Annotated in this window: 22 protein-coding genes; 12 read left to right on the top strand and 10 right to left on the bottom strand. The window is 54.6% G+C overall.

Features of this window, described 5'->3' with window-relative positions:
- Positions 1-367: 367 nt before the first annotated feature.
- Both AC1Z36_RS18210 and AC1Z36_RS18205 read left to right on the top strand, forming a co-directional pair.
- A complete protein-coding gene (locus AC1Z36_RS18210) occupies positions 368-610 on the top strand; it encodes a hypothetical protein (RefSeq protein WP_483562028.1) in 243 nt (80 codons plus the stop codon).
- A gap of 426 nt (positions 611-1,036) precedes the next feature.
- The gene (locus AC1Z36_RS18205; protein ID WP_013350251.1) at positions 1,037-1,339 is read left to right on the top strand and encodes a hypothetical protein; all 303 of its coding nucleotides are present in this window, start codon (positions 1,037-1,039) and stop codon (positions 1,337-1,339) included.
- Between the two features lie 61 nt (positions 1,340-1,400).
- Here AC1Z36_RS18205 and AC1Z36_RS18200 read toward each other — a convergent pair whose 3' ends face one another.
- Positions 1,401-2,051: a hypothetical protein gene (locus AC1Z36_RS18200; RefSeq protein WP_483562027.1), complete on the bottom strand. Its 651-nt coding sequence runs from the start codon at positions 2,049-2,051 to the stop codon at positions 1,401-1,403.
- A gap of 470 nt (positions 2,052-2,521) precedes the next feature.
- Between AC1Z36_RS18200 and AC1Z36_RS18195 the strand changes: the two genes are divergently transcribed.
- Genes AC1Z36_RS18195 through AC1Z36_RS18180 form a run of 4 tightly spaced genes read left to right on the top strand, consistent with a single transcriptional unit; the run spans position 2,522 to position 9,514 of the window.
- Complete coding sequence (locus tag AC1Z36_RS18195; RefSeq protein WP_483562026.1) at positions 2,522-5,248, top strand: DNA methyltransferase; 2,727 nt, start codon at positions 2,522-2,524, stop codon at positions 5,246-5,248.
- A 5-nt stretch (positions 5,249-5,253) separates the two neighbouring features.
- On the top strand, positions 5,254-7,227 hold the full coding sequence (locus tag AC1Z36_RS18190; protein ID WP_483562051.1) for a DEAD/DEAH box helicase: 1,974 nt from the start codon (positions 5,254-5,256) through the stop codon (positions 7,225-7,227).
- Complete coding sequence (locus AC1Z36_RS18185; protein ID WP_483562025.1) at positions 7,224-8,426, top strand: GIY-YIG nuclease family protein; 1,203 nt, start codon at positions 7,224-7,226, stop codon at positions 8,424-8,426. The genes AC1Z36_RS18190 and AC1Z36_RS18185 overlap by 4 nt, the downstream gene beginning before the upstream one ends.
- Positions 8,426-9,514 (top strand): hypothetical protein, encoded by a 1,089-nt coding sequence (locus AC1Z36_RS18180; RefSeq protein WP_483562024.1) that lies wholly within the window; start codon positions 8,426-8,428, stop codon positions 9,512-9,514. The genes AC1Z36_RS18185 and AC1Z36_RS18180 overlap by 1 nt, the downstream gene beginning before the upstream one ends.
- A gap of 74 nt (positions 9,515-9,588) precedes the next feature.
- On the opposite strand, the gene AC1Z36_RS18175 is transcribed toward AC1Z36_RS18180, so the two are convergent.
- From AC1Z36_RS18175 to AC1Z36_RS18165, 3 genes are all read right to left on the bottom strand, one after another.
- Positions 9,589-11,178 (bottom strand): DUF6119 family protein, encoded by a 1,590-nt coding sequence (locus AC1Z36_RS18175; protein ID WP_483562023.1) that lies wholly within the window; start codon positions 11,176-11,178, stop codon positions 9,589-9,591.
- 196 nt (positions 11,179-11,374) lie between these two features.
- Entirely contained in the window at positions 11,375-11,956 is a 582-nt protein-coding gene (locus tag AC1Z36_RS18170) for a recombinase family protein (protein WP_483562022.1), read from the bottom strand.
- Positions 11,957-12,123: 167 nt separating this feature from the next.
- Positions 12,124-12,354: a hypothetical protein gene (locus tag AC1Z36_RS18165; protein ID WP_483562020.1), complete on the bottom strand. Its 231-nt coding sequence runs from the start codon at positions 12,352-12,354 to the stop codon at positions 12,124-12,126.
- A 37-nt stretch (positions 12,355-12,391) separates the two neighbouring features.
- Between AC1Z36_RS18165 and AC1Z36_RS18160 the strand changes: the two genes are divergently transcribed.
- A complete protein-coding gene (locus AC1Z36_RS18160; protein ID WP_483562019.1) occupies positions 12,392-12,631 on the top strand; it encodes a helix-turn-helix domain-containing protein in 240 nt (79 codons plus the stop codon).
- A gap of 25 nt (positions 12,632-12,656) precedes the next feature.
- Here AC1Z36_RS18160 and AC1Z36_RS18155 read toward each other — a convergent pair whose 3' ends face one another.
- The 5 genes from AC1Z36_RS18155 to AC1Z36_RS18135 form a co-directional block, all read right to left on the bottom strand.
- On the bottom strand, positions 12,657-14,987 hold the full coding sequence (locus AC1Z36_RS18155; protein WP_483562017.1) for an AAA family ATPase: 2,331 nt from the start codon (positions 14,985-14,987) through the stop codon (positions 12,657-12,659).
- Between the two features lie 509 nt (positions 14,988-15,496).
- Entirely contained in the window at positions 15,497-16,075 is a 579-nt protein-coding gene (locus tag AC1Z36_RS18150; RefSeq protein ID WP_483562016.1) for a recombinase family protein, read from the bottom strand.
- Between the two features lie 423 nt (positions 16,076-16,498).
- On the bottom strand, positions 16,499-17,440 hold the full coding sequence (locus AC1Z36_RS18145; RefSeq protein WP_483562015.1) for a DMT family transporter: 942 nt from the start codon (positions 17,438-17,440) through the stop codon (positions 16,499-16,501).
- Positions 17,437-18,027, bottom strand: a complete 591-nt coding sequence (locus tag AC1Z36_RS18140) for a TetR/AcrR family transcriptional regulator (protein ID WP_483562014.1) — start codon at positions 18,025-18,027, stop codon at positions 17,437-17,439. Before AC1Z36_RS18140 ends, AC1Z36_RS18145 begins: the two co-directional genes overlap by 4 nt.
- A 222-nt stretch (positions 18,028-18,249) precedes the next feature.
- Entirely contained in the window at positions 18,250-19,395 is a 1,146-nt protein-coding gene (locus AC1Z36_RS18135; RefSeq protein ID WP_483562050.1) for a MalY/PatB family protein, read from the bottom strand.
- Between the two features lie 590 nt (positions 19,396-19,985).
- Between AC1Z36_RS18135 and AC1Z36_RS18130 the strand changes: the two genes are divergently transcribed.
- From AC1Z36_RS18130 to AC1Z36_RS18110, 5 genes are all read left to right on the top strand, one after another.
- Entirely contained in the window at positions 19,986-21,335 is a 1,350-nt protein-coding gene (locus tag AC1Z36_RS18130; RefSeq protein ID WP_483562013.1) for an MFS transporter, read from the top strand.
- An 80-nt stretch (positions 21,336-21,415) separates the two neighbouring features.
- The gene (locus tag AC1Z36_RS18125; protein ID WP_483562012.1) at positions 21,416-21,994 is read left to right on the top strand and encodes an OsmC family protein; all 579 of its coding nucleotides are present in this window, start codon (positions 21,416-21,418) and stop codon (positions 21,992-21,994) included.
- 27 nt (positions 21,995-22,021) lie between these two features.
- On the top strand, positions 22,022-23,026 hold the full coding sequence (locus AC1Z36_RS18120; protein WP_483562011.1) for a C-terminal binding protein: 1,005 nt from the start codon (positions 22,022-22,024) through the stop codon (positions 23,024-23,026).
- Positions 23,016-24,230: a mandelate racemase/muconate lactonizing enzyme family protein gene (locus tag AC1Z36_RS18115; protein ID WP_483562009.1), complete on the top strand. Its 1,215-nt coding sequence runs from the start codon at positions 23,016-23,018 to the stop codon at positions 24,228-24,230. Before AC1Z36_RS18120 ends, AC1Z36_RS18115 begins: the two co-directional genes overlap by 11 nt.
- Before the next feature lie 49 nt (positions 24,231-24,279).
- A complete protein-coding gene (locus AC1Z36_RS18110; protein ID WP_483562007.1) occupies positions 24,280-25,131 on the top strand; it encodes an IclR family transcriptional regulator in 852 nt (283 codons plus the stop codon).
- Positions 25,132-25,379: 248 nt separating this feature from the next.
- Here AC1Z36_RS18110 and AC1Z36_RS18105 read toward each other — a convergent pair whose 3' ends face one another.
- Complete coding sequence (locus AC1Z36_RS18105) at positions 25,380-25,739, bottom strand: carboxymuconolactone decarboxylase family protein (RefSeq protein ID WP_483562005.1); 360 nt, start codon at positions 25,737-25,739, stop codon at positions 25,380-25,382.
- Positions 25,740-25,783: the final 44 nt, after the last annotated feature.

The following is a 25,783-nucleotide window of genomic DNA, read 5'->3' as shown; positions in this document are numbered from 1 at the left end:
AGCGGTTGCAGAAATCGCGCGCGGCGGCCTCCGCCGCCAGCTCCCCCGGCCGCCGCGCTCAAACCTCACCCCCGGTACCGAACCCCTGGGACGTTTTCACTCACCAGAGCAAACCCTATCGAGTGATGCGGCTACAGCCCGGAGACTACCCAGGCCACCCCATCCAGCCACATCAAGCCGTAACCGCTCTCATTCATACGCCCACCGGAACCCCACAAATTCACGGACAGGCCACCGCCCGCACCCCGCACTTAGTGCACGTGGTCTGGGAGGACGAGAAAGGGGAGACCTACGGGACGTGGTTGCCGCACTTGTCGGTGACGTTCGATAATCTTCCTCCGTACCCCACCACCGAAGGACAGGAACCATGACTCGCAACGCCTCAGAGATCTACGAAGACCTCAAAGCGCTGGCCAACGAGCTGGAAGACCTCGCGAAGACCGGCCGCATCACTATGAGCACCGACTCGTGGAACAAGGACTACCCCGACACGAAACCAGCCGTCGCCCAAGCCCTGGCAGCGCTACAGGTCGCGATCAACGCGACCTGCTGGATGGAAACCCTACCCGAAGCCGAATCAACCGCGACGAAACCAGGGCATCGCGGTTAAGCCTCCTGCCCACCTGTGCACAGCAAAAGCCCAATCGCTGCGCTGCTTTTCCTGCACCCACGTGGACAGCAGGAACCAAACGACCTCCCGCACACAAGCCACAAGCTGCGGTACCTGAGTTCTCCTTCGACGGCGGATCGTGGCCCGTGCATGGCCTCTGATAAGCGAATATCACTTGCCAGGCCACGAGGAACACCTATCATGGGCACATCATCTTAAAGGAGTAAGACCACGTGGAGGTATCAGAGTTAACCCTTGGCGCTGCTGGGGTTCGTATGATGCTAACTGTGAGAAAGCTCTAACAATGACAGTTCGTGGCGAAAAAAGATCCTTGGGTCCATCGCAATCGTAACCTGTCGGAATTCATTATCAGAGATCTTCGCTACCGTAACTAGATTGTTTGCTTGGAGGACTTAGGATTATTCTATGGAGACATTTAAGCGTCAAAGGTATGTTGATTACCTAGTGAACGAACGTGGGTATGAAGCTCGCCTAACTCCGTGGGGAATCTATATCGAATATCCCAATTTTGACGATAATGGCACGGCGGTCGTCAAATGGAGGGTTACGGAAAATGAACTTGCCGGTTTGAACGGGATTAGAATGCCGCGAGGCTTTACCGGCGGCGAACAGTATGCGTTCTCGGAGTTGATAGCAGCTCTTCATACTTTCACTGGTTCACGGGGAACCATGTACGGGGCAAGTATGAGAATAGAAGCAGAAGACTGAGAAGGGCTATGGCGCACATGCGCCATAGCCCTTCTTGTTAGAACTTACCAGCGAAGCTTGATTATTTACCGCAAGCTCGGTTCACACTGTCGGGATGAGATGTGATGAGACGGGAATTTGTGGCTGAAACTGATGCCGTGACGCCGACTTTTTTTATGATCCGCCCACGGGAATCTCGAAGTTCATAAACCCCACCGTACCGAATAGTTTTATTGCCGCTTTGGTATTTCTTTAGGCATGACCATTTTAAGGCTTCGTTTGTTGCCCAATCCGCGAAGTCCCTCCAGTTCGCACCTAAGGATTCCGCCTGGTTGTTCCAGTCGTTCATGTGGCCAGCTTTGATATGCCGATAGCCCCAACCGATATTTTTACCTTTGACGACTTTGTTTGTGCCACAACGTAGATAGGCTGTACGTCCCGAGACTCCTTTAACCGTTTGCCTACTGAAAGTTCTGACGAGCTTTTCGTTCTTATCGAAAACGCCACAGGGTGACCAGTATGCTGCGGGTTGCGCGACCCCTAACTTCTGTTCAATGTTGTCAAAGTAGAACCGTTCTCCACTTTCCCCGACAGCATAGGCTGGGACTGCCTGTGTTTCTACGAAATTTTCTGGCTCCATCTGGGCTGCATTAGCTGGCGCGCTCAGCAACGAGCTACCTAGCAGAAGAGCGCCGAGAGCAATTGAAGTGATTTTTTCAAAAGTTTCACCCATCGATCTGTTAGTTGCCTTAGTCAATCATATTGATCAGCTTATACTGAGCTTTAACATTTAATCCGTATTTGACGAGGTATTGAGCGCAATTAAAAAATTTTGAACAGTCGATGCTTTGAGTAGTGTAGATGATTCAAAAACGATCGTTTTCGGGTTGAAAGACCGCGACATCAAAGCTGTGCGCGTGAATGGCACGATCTTGCTGTTTTCAGTTTCCCGGAACCAGGTACCGATATCGAGGCTGACTAAAAGATCGAACTAGCGTTTCCGGGACATTTGCGAACTCATTCTTCTTCCAGCACCGCAGGAGTTCGAGGTGCCTCTTTGAAGGTCGTGGAATATCAAGTTGCCCCAGCACACCGGTAAGATTCGGGTAGGTGCGCCTTGCGAATCCCGCTCCCCTGTTTTCGCTGTGATGTGCAAGGGTTTGTCATGAGGCCGAAGCCAGGGGCTCGGTAGAAGGAGTTGCTTTGGTAAAGCTCAACCTCAAAGCTGTCGAGGAACGTGTCGCTCCCATCGGGGGGCAGGAAGCCTACACTCGGGAATTCATCTTCGACCTGCTGGCGGCTTATGGCAGAGCCCAGGGCAATATCACCCGGTTGCGCAATGGCTCTTTGAACGTTGCAGAAGATCCAACGACTGAAGTGGCCCAGAAGAATGTGGTCTACTTCAAGGAAACCACCAAGGACCCTCTCACGGTCATTGAAGAACTCCGCACGTCCCCGACAGTGGTGCGCTACAACACCCGGTTCGTCATCGTCACCGACTTCGCCGAACTGGTGGCAATCGATACCAAGACGAATGAGACTCTGATGATCCCCATCCGGGAGATCGATCAGCACTTCACGTTCTTCCTTCCCTGGGCGGGCATGGAAAAAGCCCAGTATGCTGCCGAAGCACACGCTGATGTCAAAGCGGCAGAACGCATGGGCAAACTCTTCGACGAGCTTCTCCAAGCCAATCCTGGGCTCTTCGATGACCCTACGGGCCGCCATGCTCTGAACACGTTCTTCACGCGGTTGCTGTTCTGCTTCTTCGCCGAAGACACCGGAATCTTTACCGAGAACCAGTTCACCAACGCTGTGGGCTCGCATACCCAAACTGATGGTTCGGATGTTGCTGAATTCCTTACTGACCTGTTCACTGCGTTGGATACGCAATTCGCCTCTGCGAAACCTGCTCATCTGGCAGCGTTCCCGTACGTCAATGGCCGGCTTTTCCAAATTACCGCGGACCAGACTCTCCCTCAGTTCACGAAGAAAGCACGTGAACTGTTGATTGAGGCCGGATCGTTGATCTGGCGTGAGATCAATCCAGATATTTTCGGGTCGATGTTCCAAGCGATCGTCACCCCTGGTAAGCGATCGAACCTGGGGCAGCATTACACCTCGGTACCGAACATCCTGAAAACCATTGAGCCGCTGTTCATGGACGAACTGAAGGAAAAATTCGGCAACGCCTACAACTCGGTGCCCCAGTTAGAGAAGCTCCTGGACCGGATCGGCAAGATCAAAATCTTCGATCCGGCCTGTGGGTCAGGAAACTTCTTGGTCATCGCGTACAAGGAATTGCGTCGGTTAGAGCACGCTGTCCTTGAACGTCTCGGTGATTTGAGCGTCAAACACCAGCGGATCTCCTTGGAGTCCCGTATCAATATTGAGAACTTCTACGGGATCGAGATCGACGACTTCGCGGTAGAAGTCGCGATCCTGTCGTTGTGGATTGCCAAGCATCAGATGAACGCTGAATTCTTCGAGAAGTTCAACCTCAAGATTGAACTGATCCCTTTGAAAGAAGCCGGGCAAATCGTGCAAGGCAACGCTACGCGCGTCGATTGGAATATGGTCTGTCCGAATGACGGTGGTGAGATCTACCTCATCGGAAACCCGCCATACGTGGGTTCAAAAGTTCAGACGAAAGAGCAGAAGGAAGACTATGACTTCGTTTTTGGTCGTCGTCCTTACAGTAAGAACCTTGACTACATCGCATTGTGGTTCGTCAAGGGAGCTGACTACATCGAACGAAGTAAAGCAGAGTTAGCCTTTGTAACGACGAACTCGATCACTCAGGGGCAGCAGGTTCGTCTTCTATTTCCGCTAATTTTCGACTTAGGCCTTGAAATCGGATATGCGTACACATCCTTCAAATGGACCAATAATGCGAAACGAAATGCTGGTGTCACGGTATGTGTTATCAATTTGCGGAACGTTCACTCTCGAGAGAAAGTCATATTTGCTGAAGGGCTTGAAATCTCTGCGACGAATATCAACGGATACCTTGCCGATGGTAGCAATGTTTTTATAACTGACCGAAGAAAGCCTCTGTCATCGCTGCCACCGATCTCTAACGGTAGTATGCCGAACGACGCTGGCAATTTCTTGCTGAAGTCGCATGAGCGGCAGCGCATTATCAGTGCCGACGAGCGCATACTTAAATTCACGAAAAATTTTACTGGCACCGAGGAATTTATCGATGGAATTGAAAAGTATGCGATTTGGATTACTGAGGACAACATTCAAGAAGCGCGCCAAATCTTCGAGCTGGATCTTCGGATACGAAGAGTCTACGAACACCGGGCTAAGAGCGGACGCCCGGCAACTCAAAAACTCGCACAAGTGCCATGGCGGTTCGCGGAAGTTAGGTATCGCCCCACGGAATCAATTTTAATTCCTCGGCACTCATCGGAGCGTCGTAAATATATTCCTATGGGTTATCTGGGTCCGGACACTGTCATCGGGGACTCCGCAAGTGCAATTTACGGAGCAGAACCGTGGACGTTTGCTCTTATCGTTTCCCGTATTCACATGTCATGGACACGGGCGGTAGCTGGAGCACTCGAAGATCGTATTCGTTACTCGAACACGATTGTTTACAACAACTTCCCGGTCCCTCCTTTATCCGATGCGATGAAGGAGAAGCTGACGGTTGCGGCTCTGCGGGTGTTGGATGTGCGTGAGTACCACTGTGAGAAAACGCTGGCTGAGTTGTATGACCCGGATGTGATGCCCCAGGACCTCCGGGATGCGCACGCTGCGGTGGACGCACTGGTGGATTCGATCTATTCCAAGAAGCCCTATGAGACGGACGAGCAGCGCCTGTCCGATTTGTTTGCCCTCTATGAGCAGATGAGCGCTGAAGAGGCAGCGAAAGCACCGGTCAAGAAGTCTCGTGCGCCGAAGAAAGCAGTAGCCAAGTGAACGCGATGAAGAAGCCATTGAACATCGTCAACGTCTCCTACGCCCAGACGAAGGCGTCAGTGAATACCGATGCGTTGGGGATGCGTGAGATGCAGCAACGGGTGTTCGCCCAGCGCGAGGCCCAGCACTTGCTGGTGAAAGCTCCGCCGGCCTCCGGTAAGTCCCGTGCGCTGATGTTCGTTGCGCTGGACAAGCTCTACAACCAAGGCCGCAAAAAGGTCATCGTCGCTGTCCCAGAACGCTCCATCGGTGCGTCGTTCGCATCCACGAACCTGACCAAGTTCGGTTTCTGGGCTGACTGGGACATCAAGGAAGAACACAACCTGTGCGATGCCGGTTCCTCGGCGGGCAAGGTGGATGCGTTCATCAAGTTTCTTCAGGGTCCCGATGCGGTGTTGGTGTGTACTCATGCGACGCTGCGCTTCGCGTTCGAGAAGCTCGCCCCCGAAGCGTTCAACGGTGCGGTGTTGGCGATCGATGAATTCCACCATGTCTCTGCTGATACGGAGAACTCACGCCTGGGTGCTCTGCTGCGTGATGTGATGAACGGGTCGGACGTGCATATCGTCGCCATGACCGGTTCCTACTTCCGTGGGGATTCTGTGCCGGTGTTGTCTCCGGAGGATGAAGCGAAGTTCACCCCGGTGACGTTCAATTACTATGACCAGCTCAACGGGTACGAGTACCTGCATTCCTTGGGTATAGGCCACCATTTCTACCAGGGCCGGTACACCGAGGCGATCGAGGAAGTCCTCGACCTGGACAAGAAGACGATCGTGCATATCCCGAACGTGAACTCGGGGGAGTCCACCAAGGACAAGATCGAAGAGGTCGGGTTCATCATCGATGCCATCGGCCAGGTTGAAAGCACCGATCCTGACACCGGGATCATCAGTGTGCGCCGTCGGGACACCGGACAGATGGTGCGGGTGGCTGATTTGGTCGATGACACGGACCAGAAGAAGCGCGGAGACACGCTGCACTACCTGGCACACACGGCTTCAAAGAATCGTGATGCGGTGGACATCATTATTGCGTTGGGTATGGCGAAGGAAGGGTTTGACTGGCCCTATGCCGAGCACGCGCTGACCGTCGGGTACCGGGCTTCGCTCACTGAGGTCATCCAGATCATTGGGCGGGTGACGCGTGATAGTGAGGGCAAGTCCCATGCGCAGTTCACTAACCTGATTGCCCAGCCTGATGCTGCGACCGATGAGGTGAAACTGTCGGTCAACAACATCTTGAAAGCGATTACTGCGTCGTTGCTGATGGAGCAGGTGTTGGCGCCGAACTTCACGTTCAAGACCAAGCGGGACAACGATGATGAACCGAAGCCAGGCGAGCTGAAAATCAAGGGGTTCAAGGAGCCTTCCACTGCGCGGGTGAAGCAGATCGTGACAACGGATCTGAACGATTTGAAGGCTACGATCCTGCAGGATGACACCTTTGCCAAGGCGGCCGCCGGCAGCCTGGATCCGGAAACGACGAACAAGGTCCTGATTCCGAAGATCATCCGTGAGAAATACCCGGATCTGACCGAAGCCCAGGTTGAGGAAGTCCGTCAGCAGGTCGTGGTTGATTCTGTGATTAAGAATGGTGAAGTTCGAACTGTGGGTGACAAGCGGATCATAAGGATGGCGGAGAAGTTCGTCAATATCGATGACATTGATATCAACCTGATCGATTCGGTCAATCCGTTCCAGCGGGCCTTTGAAGTGATGAGTAAATCGGTGACCCCGAATGTGCTGCGCATTATTTCGGATACCATCACCGCGACCCGGGTTGAGGTTACGGAGCAAGAAGCATTGCAGCTGTGGCCGAAAATTCAGGCCTGGGTGAAGGTCAATGGGCGTAAGCCCGACGTGCGTAGCGAGGACCCGACGGAGAAGCGATACGCTGAAGCGTTGTTGTTCTTGCAGCGGAAGAAGCAGCAGCATTTGGCGCAGCAGCGAGCAACACAGGTGGGCGACGAAGCATGAGCGAACAAGAGAACGAGACCCCAAGCTCTGAGGCCGTTGAGTCGGTGTTGGATATTCAGTCGCTGATTGATTCTGATCTGGATGGGCTGCTTGATACTCCTGAGAAGCCGAGGAAGATCACCGCCCAGGGGCGGTTGGAGCGTGCTTTCTTGGAGATTGTCGAGTTCAACAAGTCTCATGGGCGTCTACCCAGTTCCACGACTCGGGAGATTGCCGAGCGTAAGCTCGGTGCCCGACTGGAAGGAATTCTGGCCAGTGAAGAGAAAATCGCTGCACTGAAGCCTCTGGACGACGCGGGGTTGCTTGAATTCTCGGAAACACCGGAATCCCTGGACGAGTTGCTGAGCTCGGATGGGTTGGATCTGTTGGATGATGAGCTGGGTCTTCTCGACGTTTCTGACCTGCCGCAGCGGCGAACTGCCGATGCTCCGGAATCGGTTGCCAAACGCAAGAAAGCTGTCGGTTTCGAAGCTTTTGAACCTTTGTTCAAGGCGAAGCATACTGAGCTATCCGAAGGTGCTTTTAAGCTAGTCCAGTTCCCAGGTGCGCACACGATCGACGCTGGAAAATTCTTTGTCCTCAACGGGGTCATGCTTTTCGTAGCTGAAGTAGGCGAGAGCACTGTGCATGAAGTTGGTGGTAAAGCACGCCAGAAGCAACGCTTGAGAGTCATCTTCGAAAATGGGACGGAATCTTCCATGTATCGGCAGTCGCTGTCGATTCGTCTGCACGAAGGTGATGGGCAAGCCGTGGTGCGCACCGGTCATGATGCCTCAGAGGTGGGGGATGAGGATCAGGAATCCGGCCATGTCTATGTGCTTCGCTCATTAAGCATTGATCCACAGGTGTCCTCGATCCAGAACCTGCACAAGATCGGGTTCAGCACCACCACGGTCGAAAAGCGCATCGCGAACGCGGCAGGCAGCCCCACGTACTTGATGGCACCGGTCGAAATTGTGGCCGACTACCGGGCATACAACTTGCGTGCTTCGGCGCTAGAGCATCTGCTGCACCGAGTCTTCGCCTCAGTCCGCCTGGATATCACCCAAATCGATCGCGCGGGAAAAAACTACGACCCCTCCGAATGGTTTATCGTGCCACTGAACGTGATCAACCAAGCGATCAGCATGATCATGTCCGGCGAAATCACCGACTACGTGTACGATCCTGCCGTGCAGCGTCTTGTGGAGCGTTCCTAATGGGTATGGAGATGGGATTATGGCGTGCTGACGGAAAGCACCTCACGCGCATCACGCCCACCGCTATTGGGTTGGAAGCCCAGCTGGAGTCCTATATCGAGTCTGATCCAACGATGCTGGGTGAAACTCTGCTGATTATTGGACGCCAGGTGCCGACCGCTCATGGAGGTTTCATTGACCTGCTAGCGGTCGATGAGACTGCTGCAGTCCATGTGATCGAGCTCAAGCGGGATCGGACACCGCGCGATGTCACCGCGCAGACGCTGGATTACGGCTCTTGGGTCGCCACGCTGGGTCGAGCAGAGATCACCAAGATCTTCGCCAACTATCGTCCTGGTATTGCGTTGGAAGAAGCCTTCAACGAACAGTTCGGCGGTACACTGCCGGATGAGGTGAACACCGCCCAGGTTTTCACTATTGTTGCAGCATCTGTTGATGCCGCAACGGAGCGGATCGTGCGGTTCCTGAACGAAGACTTCGGTGTTCCGATCAACGTGGTGTTCTTCCGGCACTTCCACGACAACGGGGCCTCGTACCTTGCCCGCACCTGGCTCGTAGAGCACGAAGTGCAACCCGCCATCTCGGCCGCTACCTCACGGAAGAGCAAATCTCGTGAGCCGTGGAATGGCCAGGACTGGTATGTCTCCTTCGGCGATTCATCCGACGGAAGACAATGGGCTGACGGAATGAAATACGGGTTCGTATCCGCCGGGGGAGAGAAGTGGTTCTCGCGTACGTTGAAGAATCTCACGCCTGGCGCCCGTGTATTTACCTGTATCCCCAAAAACGGGTACGTCGGAGTGGGCACGGTACTTGGTGAAGCGAAACGGTTTGATGAGACCACGGTCCTGTACGACGGGACCGAGACAGCACTGACAGCACTTCCCCTCGTGGGATCGTATCGTCACGATGGGGACCAAGAAGATGATTTAGCTGAATGGGCCGTGCCCGTTCAATGGACTCACGCAGTGTCCCGGGAGCAAGGTTTTTGGAAGCCCGGGATGTTCGCCAATCAGAATACGGCGACCAAACTGCGAAGTCAGTTCACTATCGATCAGGTTTCTGAAGCTTTCGGGCTTGACCAGTAGTCTGACACATTACCTACATCTGGGTCCTGCGGAAGATTACCCTTAGCTATCGATTGCCACCGGAGAAACTATAATCATGAATTTTGCGATGGGGAGCCGATGGTCGTGACACGTACCTGAACGTCCAGATAGCGAAGGGCATCGAACTGCTTCACCAGATTCACCTTGGTGAAAGTGAAGAGATTATCAACCGTAATTGGATGCTGACTGCCAATGGCGAGGATTACTTCTTTTAGTTGAGCGTCTGCGACTTGACCCTGGCTCTCTTTCCAAATCCTGTCTTTCCACGCTTTGCGTGCATTCTCGTCGCGTGCCAAGGCATCCGTTGATACGAGCCCTTGCGCAAGAAGATGACTGAGATCGGCAGATGATCGGCCACGCTTTACATGGATCAGTGTGCCGGGTGCGACGAATACATCGCATGGTTCAATTCCCCCGCGGGAGTGCAGCGGCGTAGTGATCATTTTCCGGTCTAAGCAATAGCCGGAAAGATGTTTCGCTGCCTGTTTATTGTAGGCGTCTTCGTATTCTTCGCCCCATGGTGGCATTGTCTGCGACGCTGGCTGGGACAGTATCTCTTGAACACGTTCGTCGATCCGGGCAAGGTATTTATCATCCATCTTGTACCAGTTCCCATCGTGCAGACAGAAACGTTGACCGTCTTCTTCAACTTCAAAGGCAAGCCAACGACGTAGAGGAACCGGGACCGACACTAATGTGTTTGCCTGCGGGTCGGCTTCACTATGTAGCTCGATCTTCACGGTTTTCAAACGGTCAAGGATCTCTTTTTCGGCTACGTCTGCAAACCAACCGCGAACTTCATTGATTTCGGGTGTCTGTTCAAATACGCGACGCTTTCGATCTCCTAAACCGTTAACTTTGGCACTCACCACAGGTCCATAGGCATCAAGACGGTCATGTGGCCACGAGATGCCCAAACGGTTTGTCGATGTAGATCTGAAGGCTTCAACGAGCTTTTGATCGAGGGCAGAGACCTTGCTGTCTTTAGGTTTGAGTGCAGTGAGCTGTTCCAAGCTCTCTAAACCTGGAAGTACAGGCTGGTTCGATAACTCCTCAAGGACCTTAAGGTCCAAAAGCAGTTCCTTGCCCGATTTTGCTAGAGGAAGGTTCAACGAGTCGGCAGCTCGGAGCTGGATCACTTTGTCGCCAACTGCCAGATCTTCAATTCTGGCTTTGGCTTCAATCCTGCTAACCACCTCGCCGTAACCATCAACGCCGAGGTCCCTAATAGTGCTGCCGTTGGGCATAGAACTGCGGTCAACACGAGCTCGATGATCGAGCACAGTTTTGGTTAGGGACTTCACTTCTGAAGGGAGAGCGGAGCGTGCGACGACGCCGGAACCGAATCCGAAATCGATTTTTTCAGAATCAAGAAAATGGAACCCTGTGCCCCACGTTAGAGCCCAGATTGCATGGCTGCTGTCTTGGATTAGGAGAACTGCACCCGGGGAGCTGTTCCACAATTCTACGGCCTGGCCAGTTAAAGTCTTGAGATCTGTCGCCCATTTGGCCCTGTTCGAGATTGATCCGGCAACAAGACGGGCGGGTTGTTGCTCTAGCTTTAGATCCGTGACGGTGAAGTAGTCATCAGTTTCCCTGCGTTCCTCCGTCAAGGCCGTTATGAGGGTGGTCCCCTCAAGCATTCTGTAGAGTGTGGTCCGCTTCGTCGCGATAATCTGCCCCATACCTTTTGATAGCACAAAAAAGGGTGACTCGTAGATACAGCACGCCGCCACAAATCAGAAGGTTATCGATATACCGCAAATAGGCGAACTTGATCCGAAAGCCGAAATTCTATGAAAAGAGGGATGCTCCGTCATGCCTTTGTTTTCGGAATATCTATAGGTTGTTGGATTTGATTCTGCGGTAGAGGGTTGCGCGGGACATTCCCATGTCTTTGGCTACTTGGGTTGCTGGTTCGCCAGCCTGGATGAGCTTGGCTGCGGTGCGGATTTGGGATTCGGTGAAGGTGGGGCGTCGGCCCCCGAGGTCCCCGCCGGTGGTGCGGCGTTTGGTGACGGAATCGGTAATGCGTTCGCGTTTGATCTCCAGTTCCATTTGGGCGAGTGCTGCCATGACGGTGAAGACCATGGCGCCCATGGGTGTTTTGGTGTCCACGTCGCCACCGCCGAGGTTCAGGACCCGCAGCCCGATATTGCGCTCGCGTAGCTGTTCGGCGAGTTCGAGCATTTTCTGGGTGGAGCGTCCGAGCCGGTCCAAGGTGGTGATCACGAGGGTATCGTTCGGGTGCAATGATTCGAGCGCCTTATCGAGTCCTGGCCGCTTCGCCAATGCACCGGAGAGTCCATGGTCGGTGTAGAGGTCATCGCGGCGGATGCCGGCGGCGAGGAGGTCTTGGATTTGCCGGCCGGCGTCCTGGGCTTTGGTGGATACGCGCGCATATCCGATCAGTTTGGTCATCGGTCCTTCAGAGGTGTCTCGCAACTAATGTTGTAGACATAATTCTACGTCATTGGTTGCGATACATAGTTGCGAGAATTTCGGACCGTTGAGTTTCCGCCGATTTTTTATCGGGGGAGTGGCGTGCGATGAGACGTCTTGCAACCTATGAGTTTTCAGACGCCTCATTACTGGCCTCCGAGCGCGAAGAAGAACACCAAGAAGACGATTTGCAGGATGAAGCATGCGATAGCGATGCCCAGTGAGATCAGCGTCCACAGGGGGTTCTGCACCACGATGCTATTGCCGTACTGAACGGTGCCCGCCCTCCGCACCACCAGAACTACGGCAACGATGCTCAGTACCAGAATCACTATTGATCCAACGACCTTACCGGCGAACGGGATGATGACGCTCATCTAGCACTTGCGCCGAATCAGATACAGTGTGGGGTAAATGAATGAGCAGAAGAACGACCAGAAGTTCGCCATCGCCTTTGGCGTGCGTGTGAGGGCGTTGGGGGAGGCGACTCCTTCGCGTTTGTCGCAAGAAGCCTGCGCGCATGCGATGGGACTTGCACTGTCTTCATGGAACCGCATAGAGCGCGGTTTGAGTGTTCCGCACGCGAGTCCCCTCCCCGCCATCGCCGGCGTACTTGAAGTAGATCCAAACGCCCTGTTGCAAGATCTCTCGTAGGCAACCTGCGCAGCCCCGATGAACGCTATCGCTGTCCGTGGACTATTTTGAGGCACTTTTCTGCGTACCCGTACGCCTCATCGTGACTAGGAAGTGGCGGCTGGTAGTCCGTATCCGCATCATGGTGAGGATTGTTACCGAAGTAACCTACGTCGTACATTTCGTCCAGTTGATCCTTCGCGATCACTAGCGGGGAAGGCGCGCTCGACTTTTCAATCATGCTGAGCGAATCACCGAGCATTCCGTTTTGTTTCAAGAGACCGGGGAAGCGGCGGTGCAGATACCCTTCCAGGAGCGGTCGGACAGCCTCAGCAGCATTCTTGTGATCGTTCGTTGGGTCCGCCACGAAGTCTGAAACGGTGCGGTAGTTACGAGCGTATTTAGATTCGCATTCGGTCGCGAGGTCGCAGCCAATGAAATCTGTGTACGGATCGAGATTCGGATCAGTTTTTACCGACGCGAGTTTTAGGTGCGTGCGTGCAATCTTGTGCATACCGCCGTCACTCGCGTGGTGTTTCTTCAGTCTCCGGATTTCGCTGTCAAGATCCAGCAAGAATCTTGGATCGTGTGCGAGCACGATTAACTGTTCGCATTTAAGTGCGATATCCGCTAAGTACCTAAGGGTCTTGCTTCGGCGCCTGCGATCAAGGCTACTCATTGGATCATCCACGACCACGGTCCTGTCAGAGAGGTTAGGATCGTCAAGGGTCGATGCTAGGAAGAACGCGAACGCCATACTCCTCTTGTCGCTTTCACTGAGAGCGGTCTTGAAGGTATTGGCATCGCCTTTGAGTTTGACCACTTGCCCGCGCATCTTTATGGTGTAGGTCGTCCCGGGAGGTCCGCCTGTGTAGACCATTCCTGCGTCTTCTATCGTAAACCGAGCATTTTGGGCGTTCAAATGATGATTGATTCTCTCGGCATATTTGTCGAACGACTTACCCATTTCGGTTCGCTCTCGCTCGCGCGCAGACTTTGCCTCTGCTTCGATCTCTTTTAGTTCCGCGAGAATGGTCTGGCGTTCCGCGGCGAGTAAGTTTCCTTCCTTGGAATGCCGCGCCTTCGCGGACTCAAGCCTGGCGAGTTCATCCTGAGCGGCTTTGGCGTCCAGAGTTCCAAGAGTTGCCAAGTACTGCGAAATCGCATCCAGTGCTGATTGCACAATAGTGTTCTCGCCGCGGAAAACACTGATATAGGCATCGAAACTGCTTCTCAGCTCCTTCATCTCGTCCTCCGACGGGACGTGGTTCAGGTCAACTTGCTTTCCTGCGACTGCCCCACTAACTGCGTCTCGGAATGCACTCGCGACTCGTTCTAATTCCGATCCGTCACTTGACCCGCTCGCCGCAACTATGTGGCCTCCAGATACCCACAGTTCGATCGCACCGTTTACCTGCGCGAGATTCTTCTCGAACTCTTGAACCAAATCGGCTGGCACCGCTTTTTCTAGCGAACGTAGCGATCCCTCTAAGTCAGCCTTCAGTTCACTGTACTTATCGTCAAACACGCTCCGATAGTGAGCGATTAGATCTATCTCCCTGGTTTCTTGACCACAAAAGGGGCAACTTCCGCTGACAGCAAACTGCACCCCTTTCGCAATCCAAGCCTCTAGCCCCGGGCTATCTAGACCACCTATGTGCTCGCGTACCGCAGCCTCCGCTTCGTCGTGCAAGTTCTCCAGAGAACGCTCTAGAGTTTCGAGCAAGAGTTCAATATCAAACTCTGGCAGAGCGTGTAGTCGCGGCTTTTCCTGGTTTGCAATCGAGTGTTGTGCCAGGATGCTTGCGATCTGCTTCTGCTTTGCCACGATCTCGTTGTCTGCGTCGTCAACCTTCGGAAGCCCAATGAACATCTGGACATCCATCGAACCACTGATCTTTCCGATTCTGGTCTCATTGGACGCTTTCCGCGCCATTGCGTCAGTGCGCCTAGCAGCAAGTGCTTCTTGAGCACGCTTCGCTTTTACTGACTCCTCCCCTACTGCGAGAGTGAGGAGGTTGCGGCGGTGAGCAACGTCAATGACACTTCCAGAGTGAACGTTTCGATCAACGAACTCCGCATCAAATACGCGCAGATTCGTGACATCGCCTTTCCAGGAGCCGTCTTTATAGCGGACCGTCTTTCCGCTGGTCAAGAGGAACTCAACCTCGGGCGCTAAATCCTGATCGATCGTTTCACGTTCTTTGATCGGTGCAGGGTCAGACGTAGCGGCCGCGCCGAAGATGCTAGCCAAGGTCGATTTGCCTCTTGCATTTTCACCGTAGATCAATGTGACTTCGGAGAGGTCTGTTTGCGACGCACCTGTCGCATCACAAAATAGACCTACTCCTGAAATTCTCTTGATTGCTTTGAGCAAAGTTCGCCTCCGAGGCTAGGGCTGGGTCCAGCGTCTATTGTGCTCACTATAAGTGATATGCCTCACCCTGTGCCATCAGTTCGGGAGTCGCGTTTCCAATGTGTGTGGATCGGTCCGCGGGACCGTTCTGGTTTGAATAAAGCGCACTTACTAGCTGACCCACGATGGTTCTTTTGTACTGGGTCCAGTCCAGATGGGAGATCAGCTCGGGAAGATCTAGAGCGGCATCTAGGAGCCTGCGTAGATCACTCTTGTACCAGTAATTTTAAGATATGCGTCTTTGAGTGGACTCATCGCTGCAGCGTTAATGGCTTTCACCGTAGTAACTGAGTGTAGCTACTTCCTCCCGGACGTGGGTTTATCTGCAATGGCGTTTCGAGAGTCGATGTCTGATCGAGTAAAGGGGCATTGGCCTTAACTCGGCGGTAGTGGGAAAGCCCAGAATCAGCATTGATGGGTCGGCTTAATGGTCTACCTTTATAAGCCTTCAGGCAGATTCGTTCCGTTACTCAGGGCACTGTCTGGGAAGAGGCATTTTTTCTTAGTGCGCGATAGACGGTGCTGCGACTAACGCCCAAAACCTCACCGATCTGAGTCACGGTCATGTCCTTCTGCTCGTACAGTCTCTTTGCAGTACGCAGCTTATCGGTGGATAGGGAAGACGGACGCCCTCCAGTGCGACCGCGTGCTCGGGCGGCTTGTAGGCCGGCGTTGGTGCGTTCGCGGATGAGGTCTCTCTCAAACTCTGCCAGGGAAGCAAAGATGTTGAACACGAGCCGGCCACCGGAAGAACTGGTGTCGATGTTCTCCTGCAGGGACTTGAATTCGATGCCTCGCTGTTGCAGTGCATCCATGTGGTTGATCAAGTGGCGGATGGATCGGCCTAGGCGATCGAGGCGCCAGACTACGAGAGTGTCACCGGGGCGAATCTGATCCAGGAGCTTATCGAGTTCGGGACGTGATTCGAGTGCTCCGGAAGCGGTGTCGGTAAAGATGCGATAGCAGCCGGCGGCGGTGAGCGCATCGTGTTGGAGTTGTGCGTCTTGGTCGCCGGTGGAGACTCTGGCGTACCCGAGGAGGTGTCCCATGACTCTAAATGTATCAATACTTGTGGAATGGTCACTATTTCGACGCATAGTTTATGGCACTGTGTTTTGCGACGAAATGACTTTGAAAATTTGTTGATTTTTCAACTCTCGAGAATTTTCGCGTCGAGCGACGGATCAGTGTGTCATAAACGACCGTTTTTGGCGTCCGTATAAGGCCCCTTCACCGGGCATTTTCTCGGGCGGGGTATATGGGAATCTGAAATCGTTGAAAACTCGGAGTTTCGAAAACTTAACAGGCCAACGGATCGAGTGTCCTGTATGGCGACCGGCTTACGAGACGTTCAAAAATGTCATTCTGGGCCTACCTCTGCCAGACCGTGAGACTATTCGGGTCGTCCCCATCGAGAATTGGCTCCTGTGCAAGGCAGGCGGACTGGTAGCAGCGGCTTCCATTCTCGGGCGCTACGCCACTGTATGCATTTTGCCTTGGTCGCCGAATTTTGTCGCGGTACCTTCCGTATTGGTGGGTGCAATTGCTAGAACGGCCAAGGCCATGGCGATAATGCCCAGGCCCGTCCAACCTAGGCTGCTGAGGCGTTCGCCGACAATTACCACAGCAAGGACCGCCGCGATGGCCGGTTCACTCAAGGTGATGGTGGTTGCCGTACTGGCACTGATTCTGGAAAGGCCAAAACCGAAAAGGAGGTATCCCAGGAACATGGGGACCAATGCCATGTAAGCTGCGACGGTGAACGCTGGGGTACTGGCGAGAAGTGGGGCACCCGTTAGGAATAATACCGGCATTAGGAAGACGCCGCCGGTGCCGAACACAGCACCCATTGAGGCGGAGCGACTAATGCCCTGGCTCATGAGCCGTTGTGCACAGTAGGAATAGGTGGCATAGGTGGCTCCAGCAACGAGACCAAGTCCGATGCCGAATATTGTTGCCGCGGTATCTGCTGGTTCGTGGGTCATCTTGGACAGGCACAGCAGGGCACTGCCGATTATGCCGAGTCCGGCGGCGAGCATCCACCACCGACTCAGCGGGGCACCCTGCACGACCCGCTCCAGCACACCGGAGGCCAACGGGGCTGACGCCAGGGAAACCACTGATCCAAGCGCCACCCCGGCCAGATGCATCGAGCTGTAAAAAGCCAAGGGATAGATCGCCACGGCCACCGCACCGATGGCTATCAAAGGAACATTGGCACGTAGTTGCGTGCGGCTGGCGCGCAACGCGGGGATGGCGATGAGGGCTTGAAGGATGCCACCGATCCCTAGAGCGGCGGCACCAATCGCCAGCGGCCCCGCGTTTGGCGCGAATGTTGCAGCGGTACCCGTGGTGCCCCACAAGATTGAAGTGAGAGTAATTGCTCCGAAGGCTAGCAGCCTCTGGCGCTTCACGCCGCGTCCACCATCGAAGCGGCGATCGCCCGGGCGTGGACCAATCGCTCAGCCGAACCCTCAAGCCCGGCGCGTGCTACCGCGCCTTCGAGTATGAACGCCAGCTGCTCCGCCAGGCCGGTGGCCCGGTCCGGGGCGAAGACCTTGGCCAATCCGGAGCTCAGGATCGATTCGACTTGCTCCTTATGCTCCCGCACTGCCACACGACCGGGAGCCCCGGCAGGTAGCTCGGCGGCGGCGTTAAGCAACCCGCACCCGCGGAATCCGTGGACGTAGGCGGCATTTGCATGATCGATATATGCGTCGAAAACTGCCAGCACCAAGTCGCTTGGGGATTCCGCTGTGCTGGCCCGCAGCTCGTACAAATCCAGCCACTCCTGGTGCCGGTCCCCAATATAGGAGAGCACCAGATCGTCCTTGGACGTGAAATTGTTATAGAGACTCTTGCGCGCAACACCTGCCCTCTCAGTGATCGAATCTATCCCAGTGGCCGCGATTCCTTGCGCATAGAACAATTCCGCAGCGGCCTTCATTAACCGACCGCGCGCCGGGCGTTGCCGGCCGGGACTCTGATTCATTGCATCCATCCTTCAGTAGTTAGATCAGCCTAACTACTGATTCAGTGTTTTGCTAGCCCCACCGTCCAGTGAGCGATGCAAGCGACCAATTGGACACCGTGAATTCACTCCGACAACCAGGGGCAACCACTACGAATCCTCGAGTAAAAGTTCTGCAGTAGTCGCGCCACGGCGTGCTGCATCATTCGTCGCTCTCTGCCGATTGACTCGTACCTGTTGCCCAATGCCCCCCTAGGAACGGGTCCGCAAGGACTTGGCCATGCGCAACAGCCCGTCAGTGAGGATCGATTGTGAGGTCGCGAAGTTCAGCCTCGCGTGTCCACTGCCGCCGTTCCCGAAGACATGGCCGGAGCTCAACGCAACCTGAGCCCGATCGAGGAAGAATTGTGCGGGACCTGACAAATCCGCCACAGTGGCCAGTTTTCCGTCTTGGTTATCTTCGTCCATGCCCATGCCACTGAAGTCCAGCCATGCCAAGTAGGTTCCTTCGGGAGCCTTGTAACCGACCTGCGGCATATGTTCCCTCAGCAACCGTCCAAGCAGGGCACGGTTATCATCAAGGCCCTGCAGCAGTGCATCCAGCCAGGGTCGGCCTTCGTTGAAAGCGACGGTGTGTGCGATGATTCCTAGATGGCTCGGCCCGTGGCTGACTTCTTCGGGCATGCGAGCTAGATCTTCCGCCGCTTCTTCACCTGCATAGGCCAGTGCGGCTTTCAGGCCGGCTAGATTCCATGCTTTGGAGGCTGAGGTCAACGCGAAGGCATTTTCCGAGCCGGGCACGCTGAGGTAGGGGGTGAAGGTAGTGCCAGATAAGACCAGAGGTGCGTGGATTTCGTCGGACACCACGCGCACACCGTAGTCGCGGGCCAACTGTGCCACGGAGGCGAGTTCCTCTGCGGTGTGTACGGTTCCGGTGGGGTTGTGCGGATTGCTCATGAGGTATGCGGCGCGTTGACCTCCAGCAGTGGCTTGGGCGAAGGCCTTGTCAAGGTTTTCCATGGATAGGCGCAGGTCGGACCCCATAGGCGCCTCGACGATATTTCGCCCATCGTGGCTGACGAAAGCATAGAAGGGGGCATATACCGGAGGGCTGACCACGACGTTGTCGCCACGGTGGGTGATCAACCGCAGCACCTCGATGATTCCCATCATCACGTCGGGAACAATTGCCGTGCGTTCTACGGCCAGTCCGTCCCACCCCCATCTTTCGGAGGCAAATCGCTTCACCGCTTCGGCCAATTGAGTGCCTGACGGGTATCCGGTATCGCCAGCGCTAATGGTCTGCATCAAGTGTTCGGCAATGGGTGGGGCGAGTTTGACGTCCATTTCAGCGACCCATAACGGTAGGACGTTTTCTGGGTGGGTCGTCCACTTCATGCTCGTTCGTTTGCGAAGCTGCGCAAGGTCGAGTTCCTCCAGCGGGTTCTCAGGCGTTCCATCGGTATTGACCAGGGCTGTTGTTAAACCGTGTACGCCTAAAGGGGTCTGCAAGTTTGATTCACCTCATGTTGATTATTGATCTTCAGCTTGTTCGCGCGTTGAGCTATTCGGTAAGAATCCGTGCCATCCAGCTCGGAAAACGATACATTAGCGCGCTTATTCCAAGAGTGTCCATAGCAAAATCAGCGCCGGGATGCTCATGACGTGGTTTAGGCGCTGAACAATATTTTGACTCGACAATACCTCAGTGCAGATTTCGAGATTATTCACCTCAGTACCACCCCACCATCCCATATAAATGGAACCGCGATCCAACTAGTGGAACTTTTTTATTGACGCTTAAGGCGTGATCTGCTTCACTAATACAGAAGTATTTCGCATTTCAGGACGATTTCATACCGCGAAATCCACGTATTCCGATTTGCTGCCAGGATTCAAATCCATGGCGATGCAGGTTTCTCCACTCGCAAGGGGACAAGGGCGGGACCCTCGGATTCACCAACAACGACGTTGCAGGAGGTGTATCGATGACTACAACTGGCATCGATAAAAAAGTTCTAAAGAAAGTCGCTTTGCGGCTTCTGCCCATGCTCATGATCCTCTACTTCTTGAGCTACGTAGATAGAGTCAATGTGGGCTTTGCGGCCCTAACCATGAACATCGACCTCGGCCTGAGCGCCACGGCCTACGGATTGGGCGCGGGCGTCTTCTTCATCGGCTACTTCCTATTCGAAGTACCCAGCCAGTTCATGCTAGATAAGTTCGGCGCCCGCATCTGGATCACACGGATCGTGGTGACGTGGGGGGCCATCGCTGGGGCGATGGCATTTGTCCAGGGTCCCATCAGCTTCTACATCTTGCGGTTCCTGCTCGGTGTTGCCGAAGCTGGGTTCTTCCCCGGAATCGTTTATTTTCTTGGCATTTGGTTCCCTCGCGGCCACCGTGCTCGAATTCTGGCCTATGTCTATATCGCAGCCCCTATTTCATTCCTACTTGGGTCGCCGATTGCAACCATCCTCATGCAGCACGGCGACGGCCTGCTGGGCCTTGTTGGCTGGCGCTTCATGTTCCTGTCTTGCGGGGTCATCACCGTCATCGCGGGCATTATCGGTTACTTTATCTTGGTTGACCGACCCACCAAGGCCAGGTGGCTCCCCAGGGCCGACGCTGAGCGACTTGAAGCTGTAATAGCCGCGGAAGACGCGGAAGTGAACGCCGCTCATGGTGGGCATTCAATTCGCAATGCTTTCAGCCCCCGGGTCTTCCTGCTGGGATTGATCTTTTTCGGAATCGCGTACGGCGTTTATGCCGTAGGATTTTTCCTTCCGCAGATTGTGGCCGGCTTCCAAGCCACATATGGTGTGCAGTTTAGCCTCACTCAGATCGGCCTGATTACGGCTATTCCCTACGCTGTAGCCAGCGCGGTGATGCTTCCTTGGTCGCGGCATTCAGACAAGCGGCAGTCACGCTTCGTGCACGTTGCTATCACTTGCTTTGTCGGAGGCACTGCGCTGGCCGTTTCCCTGATTCTCGGCTCACCCATACTGAGCATGATCGGCATCAGCATCACTGCGATCGGAGTGTTCTGCTCCATTCCGGTGTTCTGGCAGATACCTCCAACCTTCCTAACTGGAACGGCGGCCGCCGCCGGCATTGGCGTTATCAATTCAATTGGCAACCTCGCCGGGTTCTTCGCCCCGTACATCTCTGGGCATTTCAAGGACCTGACAGGAAGCCTTCAGCCAGGAATGATCGTTGCCAGCGCATTCACGCTCTTGTCCGGTGTCCTCGTTCTTGTGGTGCGAGCGCGGATCATCAAGAATGCAAAAAATTCAACCGATTTCCCCACAAAATCACTTTCCCCGGAAACGCTCTAAATGGAACCTTGTTCCACTTGCCGGAACTATGGTTAGATCTAACAAGCAACACCCAACGAATAATGAATTAGGAGATCAACATGTCAAATGCAGAAGCCAACATGCAGCGGGGCACCGTAAACGGAGTCAACCTGGACCAGCTCACAGCCACCATCGAAGCAGTGCGCGGAGACCGCGCACTTGGCGAAGTCACCTTCTCGGTGGGAGGCCAATGGGAAGATGGCTTCAAGCTTCGGGCTGCGACTGGAGCGCTCACCCAGGCAGGGCAGAAAGATGAGTCACGCGCCGGAAAGTTTGAAATGCGCAGTGATGAACCGGCTTCCCTTCTCGGAACGGACACCGCGGTTTCGCCGGCGGAATATGTCCTTCAGGCTTTGGCCGGATGCTACACGGTGACCCTCACTGCCAATGCTGCTTCCAAGGGAATCGAGCTAAAGAGCTTCCAGCTGAACCTGGAAGCTGACTTCGATCTCGCGTCCTTCCTGGGAGTGGCCCCGGAGGAGCACCCGGGCGCCAGCCAGATCCGGGTCAACGTCGAACTGGACGCCCCAGGTTCTTCTCGGGAGGAGCTGGAAGAACTGATCGAAATCGTACAGCAACGATCCCCTATCAGGGACACTCTCATTCGCCCTGTCGACGTGGTCACCACACTGGCATAACCCCGCTTAGAACAATAGGAAACGCGCATGCCACATCGGATTTACAAGACCGACAGCGCCCCGATCCCTGTCGATCCAGCAAAGATGGAGGCCTTCAAAGGCCTCGACGCTTCATTCGAGGTACGCCCTTGCACCAGTGAAGCCGACGTCATCATGCGTTGCCATAACGCGGATGGGCTCATCGTCATGAATGAGCCCATCACGCGCCATGTCATGGAGTCGCTACCGCGCCTCAAGATCATCGCCCGACCCGGGGTTGGCGTAGATTCAGTAGATGTCGAGGCCGCCACAGATCTGGGTATTCAGGTAACAAACGTGCCAGACGGGAACTACGCTGAAGTCGCCATTCACGCGCTGACCCTCATGCTGAACGGAATTCGCAAGATCAAGGATTTCGATGCGGAGATACGGGCCCATGGCTGGAACGGCCATGGGATTGGCCGAAACATTCGCCGTCCTTCAGCTCTGAAACTCGGCATCCTCGGCTACGGGAGATCTGGTCAAAAACTAGCGGAAATTGCAGCCCCCCTGGGATTTTCCATCCATGTTCACGGATCTCACAGAATCGCAGACCCCTTAGGCAAAACGCCTGTTCAGGAAATGGAGCTTGAAGAGCTCCTCTCCACCTCGGATGTAATATCCCTGCACATCCCGTTGACCGAGCAGACAAGGAATCTCATCGACAAGAAAAAGCTGGGTCAGTTCAAGAAAGGAAGCTTTCTTGTGAACGTGGCCCGAGGAGGAATCATCGATGAGGCGGCACTGGCAGAAGCCGTTGGCTCCGGACACCTGGCCGGTGCGGCTTTGGATGTTTTCGCTCAGGAACCGCTCCAGCCATCAAGTCCCCTGCGGGATCAACCGAATATTCTCCTGACACCGCACGTAGCTTACCTATCCGCTGACGCTCTCGAAGAAGTCAGCACCAAAGCATATACCGACATAGCCCGCCTACTGAAAGGCCAGCAGGCGATCAATCCAGTCAACAACCCACGAACCAACCCTTGCCGATGGAGGCACGAAGATGCACGATGAAACGACAGTAAGAATCCGAAGCATTGAAACGCTGTCATGCGATGCAGGATGGCGCAATTACCACTTTGTAAAGCTCACGACGGAGGATGGCATCGTCGGATGGTCCGAATTCGACGAAGACTTCGGCCCCAGAGGATTGACCAACGTTATCGAGCTGTATGCACCACTGTTCGTCGGCGGTGATATCTTCAATCATGAACGCACTTACATGAAGGTAGCAGCAACAGCACGCCCTGCACCTTCAGGACTTCCCGCAGAGGCATTTGGCGCCATCGAAAATGCCATGCTAGATGCCAAAGCCAAGATCCTCGGAATCCCAGTACATCAATTGCTCGGTGGAAAGCACCGTGACGAAATCCAGGTCTACTGGTCACACTGCGCGAGTTGGCGCATCAGCCATCCTGACCACTATGGATCTCGGATCTCCGATCTCGCTGGCGTCACAGACGTCGGGCGCGAAGCGAAGGATCGCGGATTCAGCGCCGTAAAAACCAACATGTTCGCTTATGGTCCCAATGGCCCCAAATCTTGGGGTGCCGGTTTCGGCAACCCATACGAGCCCGGACTGAACATCGACTTGAAGCTCATCAAGGATGTCGTAGCCCATGTCGAGGCCCTGCGTGAGGGAGTCGGGGAAGACGTTGAAATTCTTCTCGACATGAACTTCAATGCTCGAACCGAGGGATTCCTGCGCTTGCTGCGTGCGTTGAAAGATGCGAACCTGTTCTGGGCTGAGCTCGACCTCTACAACCCCGATGCCCTGGCTCTCATCCGCGAACAAAGCGGAGTGCCCATTGCCTCTTGCGAAACATTGTTTGGAGTACGGGAATTCCTTCCCTACTTCTCACGGCAATCCCTCGATGTCGCTATCGTCGACGTCATCTGGAATGGCGCATGGCAGGCAATGAAGGTTGCCAACACCGCCGAGGCTTTCGATGTCAATGTCGCCCCCCACAATTTCTACAGCCATCTGTCCACGATGATGAGCGCCAATTTCGCCGCAGCCGTACCAAACCTGCGAATCATGGAACATGATGTTGACCGTTTAGGATTCGACGACGAACTTTTCACCCATGCTCCGGTACTACGCGGGGACCGGCTTCAGGTTCCCGACCTTCCAGGATGGGGAACGGAACCGATTGAAGAAGTAATCCGTTCGCGCCCAGCGGTGAAACGGGAAGCGTACCTCGGAATAAAGCCCTAGCCATGGCAACCCTAGTATCGTTCACACCGATTCCAGATATCCTAGTTTCATGACGACGAACGAAGAACCAGGATCCGCACTGGCTGCATCGACGGACGGTATCCGAAGCGTCGAACGAGCCGCCGCTGTGATCCAGGTGCTTTCTGCCGCCGGCAGCAGCGGTGGCAGGCTCGTGGATATTGCTGCGGAAACCAAGCTATCGAAAACCACTGTCCACCGGTTGCTGGGAACACTTTCCAAAATTGGGTGGGTTGAGCAGGATGATGAGTCAGGTACTTTCTTCCTCGGCCTTCCCATGGTTGGGTTCGGCGTCGCAGCTTCGGACAGGCATGGACTGCTCGACGTGGCTGAACCGCACCTTCTCCGTCTGGCTGAACTGACTGGAGATACCGTTTACCTGTCTGTCCGGGCAGGTGGCCGTGCTCTTTGCATTGACCAAGCGGTCGGTTCATTCCCCATTCGCACATTGAACCCGCGCGTGGGCGACCGGCTGCGACTCGGAACATGTGCCGGCAGCCTCGCACTCCTAGCCTGGTTGGACGACGACGATATTGAACATATCGTCCGTGATGATGCCGAGAATCACAGCGGAGGGAGCCTTGCTCTTGAATCGACTGTTCTGCGTCAAATGATCGATGAAACCCGAGCCGCGGGGTATGCGTATTTCCCCGGGCTTCTGGTTCCGGATTCGGCCGGCCTGGGGGTACCTGTTCGAGGCGCCGATGGGCTGCCAGTCGCTTCCCTCAGCGTCGCAGCCATTGAGCCGAGAATGACTGAACCCCGCCGGTCGCAAATTGTCGAATGGCTACAGCAGGAATCGGCTTCCTTTGCGGAAGAATTATTCGATCTAGACCCCTTGTTCAACAACAGCAGCATGCGGCGACTCAGCCTCAATAGTTGATCTGTAGACGTACTCAACGGCTCTACTTGCAAAAAGAAGAACTACCGCCTACAGCAAGGTTGAATTTGGACTAGTTGATCCGGGTTCCAACACTCGCCCTTTCAATAAATTCTCAGGCGATTGCGACGCCGATACAGTAAATCTCGTACCGGCGTCGCTACTTGTTGGGAAGTAAAAGCTTAAGTCACTACAGCTTTCTCGTTAGGATTCGCCTGGCAGCGGCTTCCCTGACTTTATCTAGTGGATTCTCAGACCTGGTGGGCGTCACTTGGCTCCACTGGCGAGCCTTCGAAGAATTTCATTGCCATGAAACCATGGGCAAGACCGCCACCAGCCCTCATCGCCGAGGTGATCATCACCGTCTCTGAAATCTCCTGTTCGGTGGCTCCCTCCTCCTTTGCTGCCTTCACGTGGGCCTCAATGCAGTAGGCGCATTGCGTTGTCAAGGCAACAGCCACGGCCATCAGTTCTGTATTCTTGCGTGAAATGACCTTATTTGCTCCTCTGAGAGCTTCTTGGTCAAAGTCCAGAAATGCTTTGACTGCTTCTGGAGCTCCCGCTCGAAGATTTCGCAGGTATCGCTGGTCTGTGTGTTCGTGGTATGCCATGAGCTGGCCTCTTTCCCTGTTGTTGTTGCCACTCGGTGGGTTTG

Source organism: Glutamicibacter sp. BS14, from assembly GCF_056934375.1.
Note: the sequence above shows the minus strand (reverse complement) of the source record. Positions and strands in the feature narration are given on the sequence as shown.

Bases quoted from the DNA above. Each gene is read 5' to 3' on its own strand.
- AC1Z36_RS18210 (WP_483562028.1), top strand. From the start codon at position 368: ATGACTCGCAACGCCTCAGAGATCTACGAAGACCTCAAAGCGCTGGCC.
- AC1Z36_RS18205 (WP_013350251.1), top strand. From the start codon at position 1,037: ATGGAGACATTTAAGCGTCAAAGGTATGTTGATTACCTAGTGAACGAA.
- AC1Z36_RS18200 (WP_483562027.1), bottom strand. From the start codon at position 2,051: ATGGGTGAAACTTTTGAAAAAATCACTTCAATTGCTCTCGGCGCTCTT.
- AC1Z36_RS18190 (WP_483562051.1), top strand. From the start codon at position 5,254: ATGAAGAAGCCATTGAACATCGTCAACGTCTCCTACGCCCAGACGAAG.
- AC1Z36_RS18185 (WP_483562025.1), top strand. From the start codon at position 7,224: ATGAGCGAACAAGAGAACGAGACCCCAAGCTCTGAGGCCGTTGAGTCG.
- AC1Z36_RS18180 (WP_483562024.1), top strand. From the start codon at position 8,426: ATGGGTATGGAGATGGGATTATGGCGTGCTGACGGAAAGCACCTCACG.
- AC1Z36_RS18175 (WP_483562023.1), bottom strand. From the start codon at position 11,178: ATGCTTGAGGGGACCACCCTCATAACGGCCTTGACGGAGGAACGCAGG.
- AC1Z36_RS18170 (WP_483562022.1), bottom strand. From the start codon at position 11,956: ATGACCAAACTGATCGGATATGCGCGCGTATCCACCAAAGCCCAGGAC.
- AC1Z36_RS18165 (WP_483562020.1), bottom strand. From the start codon at position 12,354: ATGAGCGTCATCATCCCGTTCGCCGGTAAGGTCGTTGGATCAATAGTG.
- AC1Z36_RS18160 (WP_483562019.1), top strand. From the start codon at position 12,392: ATGAATGAGCAGAAGAACGACCAGAAGTTCGCCATCGCCTTTGGCGTG.
- AC1Z36_RS18150 (WP_483562016.1), bottom strand. From the start codon at position 16,075: ATGGGACACCTCCTCGGGTACGCCAGAGTCTCCACCGGCGACCAAGAC.
- AC1Z36_RS18140 (WP_483562014.1), bottom strand. From the start codon at position 18,027: ATGGATGCAATGAATCAGAGTCCCGGCCGGCAACGCCCGGCGCGCGGT.
- AC1Z36_RS18135 (WP_483562050.1), bottom strand. From the start codon at position 19,395: ATGAAGTGGACGACCCACCCAGAAAACGTCCTACCGTTATGGGTCGCT.
- AC1Z36_RS18130 (WP_483562013.1), top strand. From the start codon at position 19,986: ATGACTACAACTGGCATCGATAAAAAAGTTCTAAAGAAAGTCGCTTTG.
- AC1Z36_RS18125 (WP_483562012.1), top strand. From the start codon at position 21,416: ATGTCAAATGCAGAAGCCAACATGCAGCGGGGCACCGTAAACGGAGTC.
- AC1Z36_RS18120 (WP_483562011.1), top strand. From the start codon at position 22,022: ATGCCACATCGGATTTACAAGACCGACAGCGCCCCGATCCCTGTCGAT.
- AC1Z36_RS18115 (WP_483562009.1), top strand. From the start codon at position 23,016: ATGCACGATGAAACGACAGTAAGAATCCGAAGCATTGAAACGCTGTCA.
- AC1Z36_RS18110 (WP_483562007.1), top strand. From the start codon at position 24,280: ATGACGACGAACGAAGAACCAGGATCCGCACTGGCTGCATCGACGGAC.
- AC1Z36_RS18105 (WP_483562005.1), bottom strand. From the start codon at position 25,739: ATGGCATACCACGAACACACAGACCAGCGATACCTGCGAAATCTTCGA.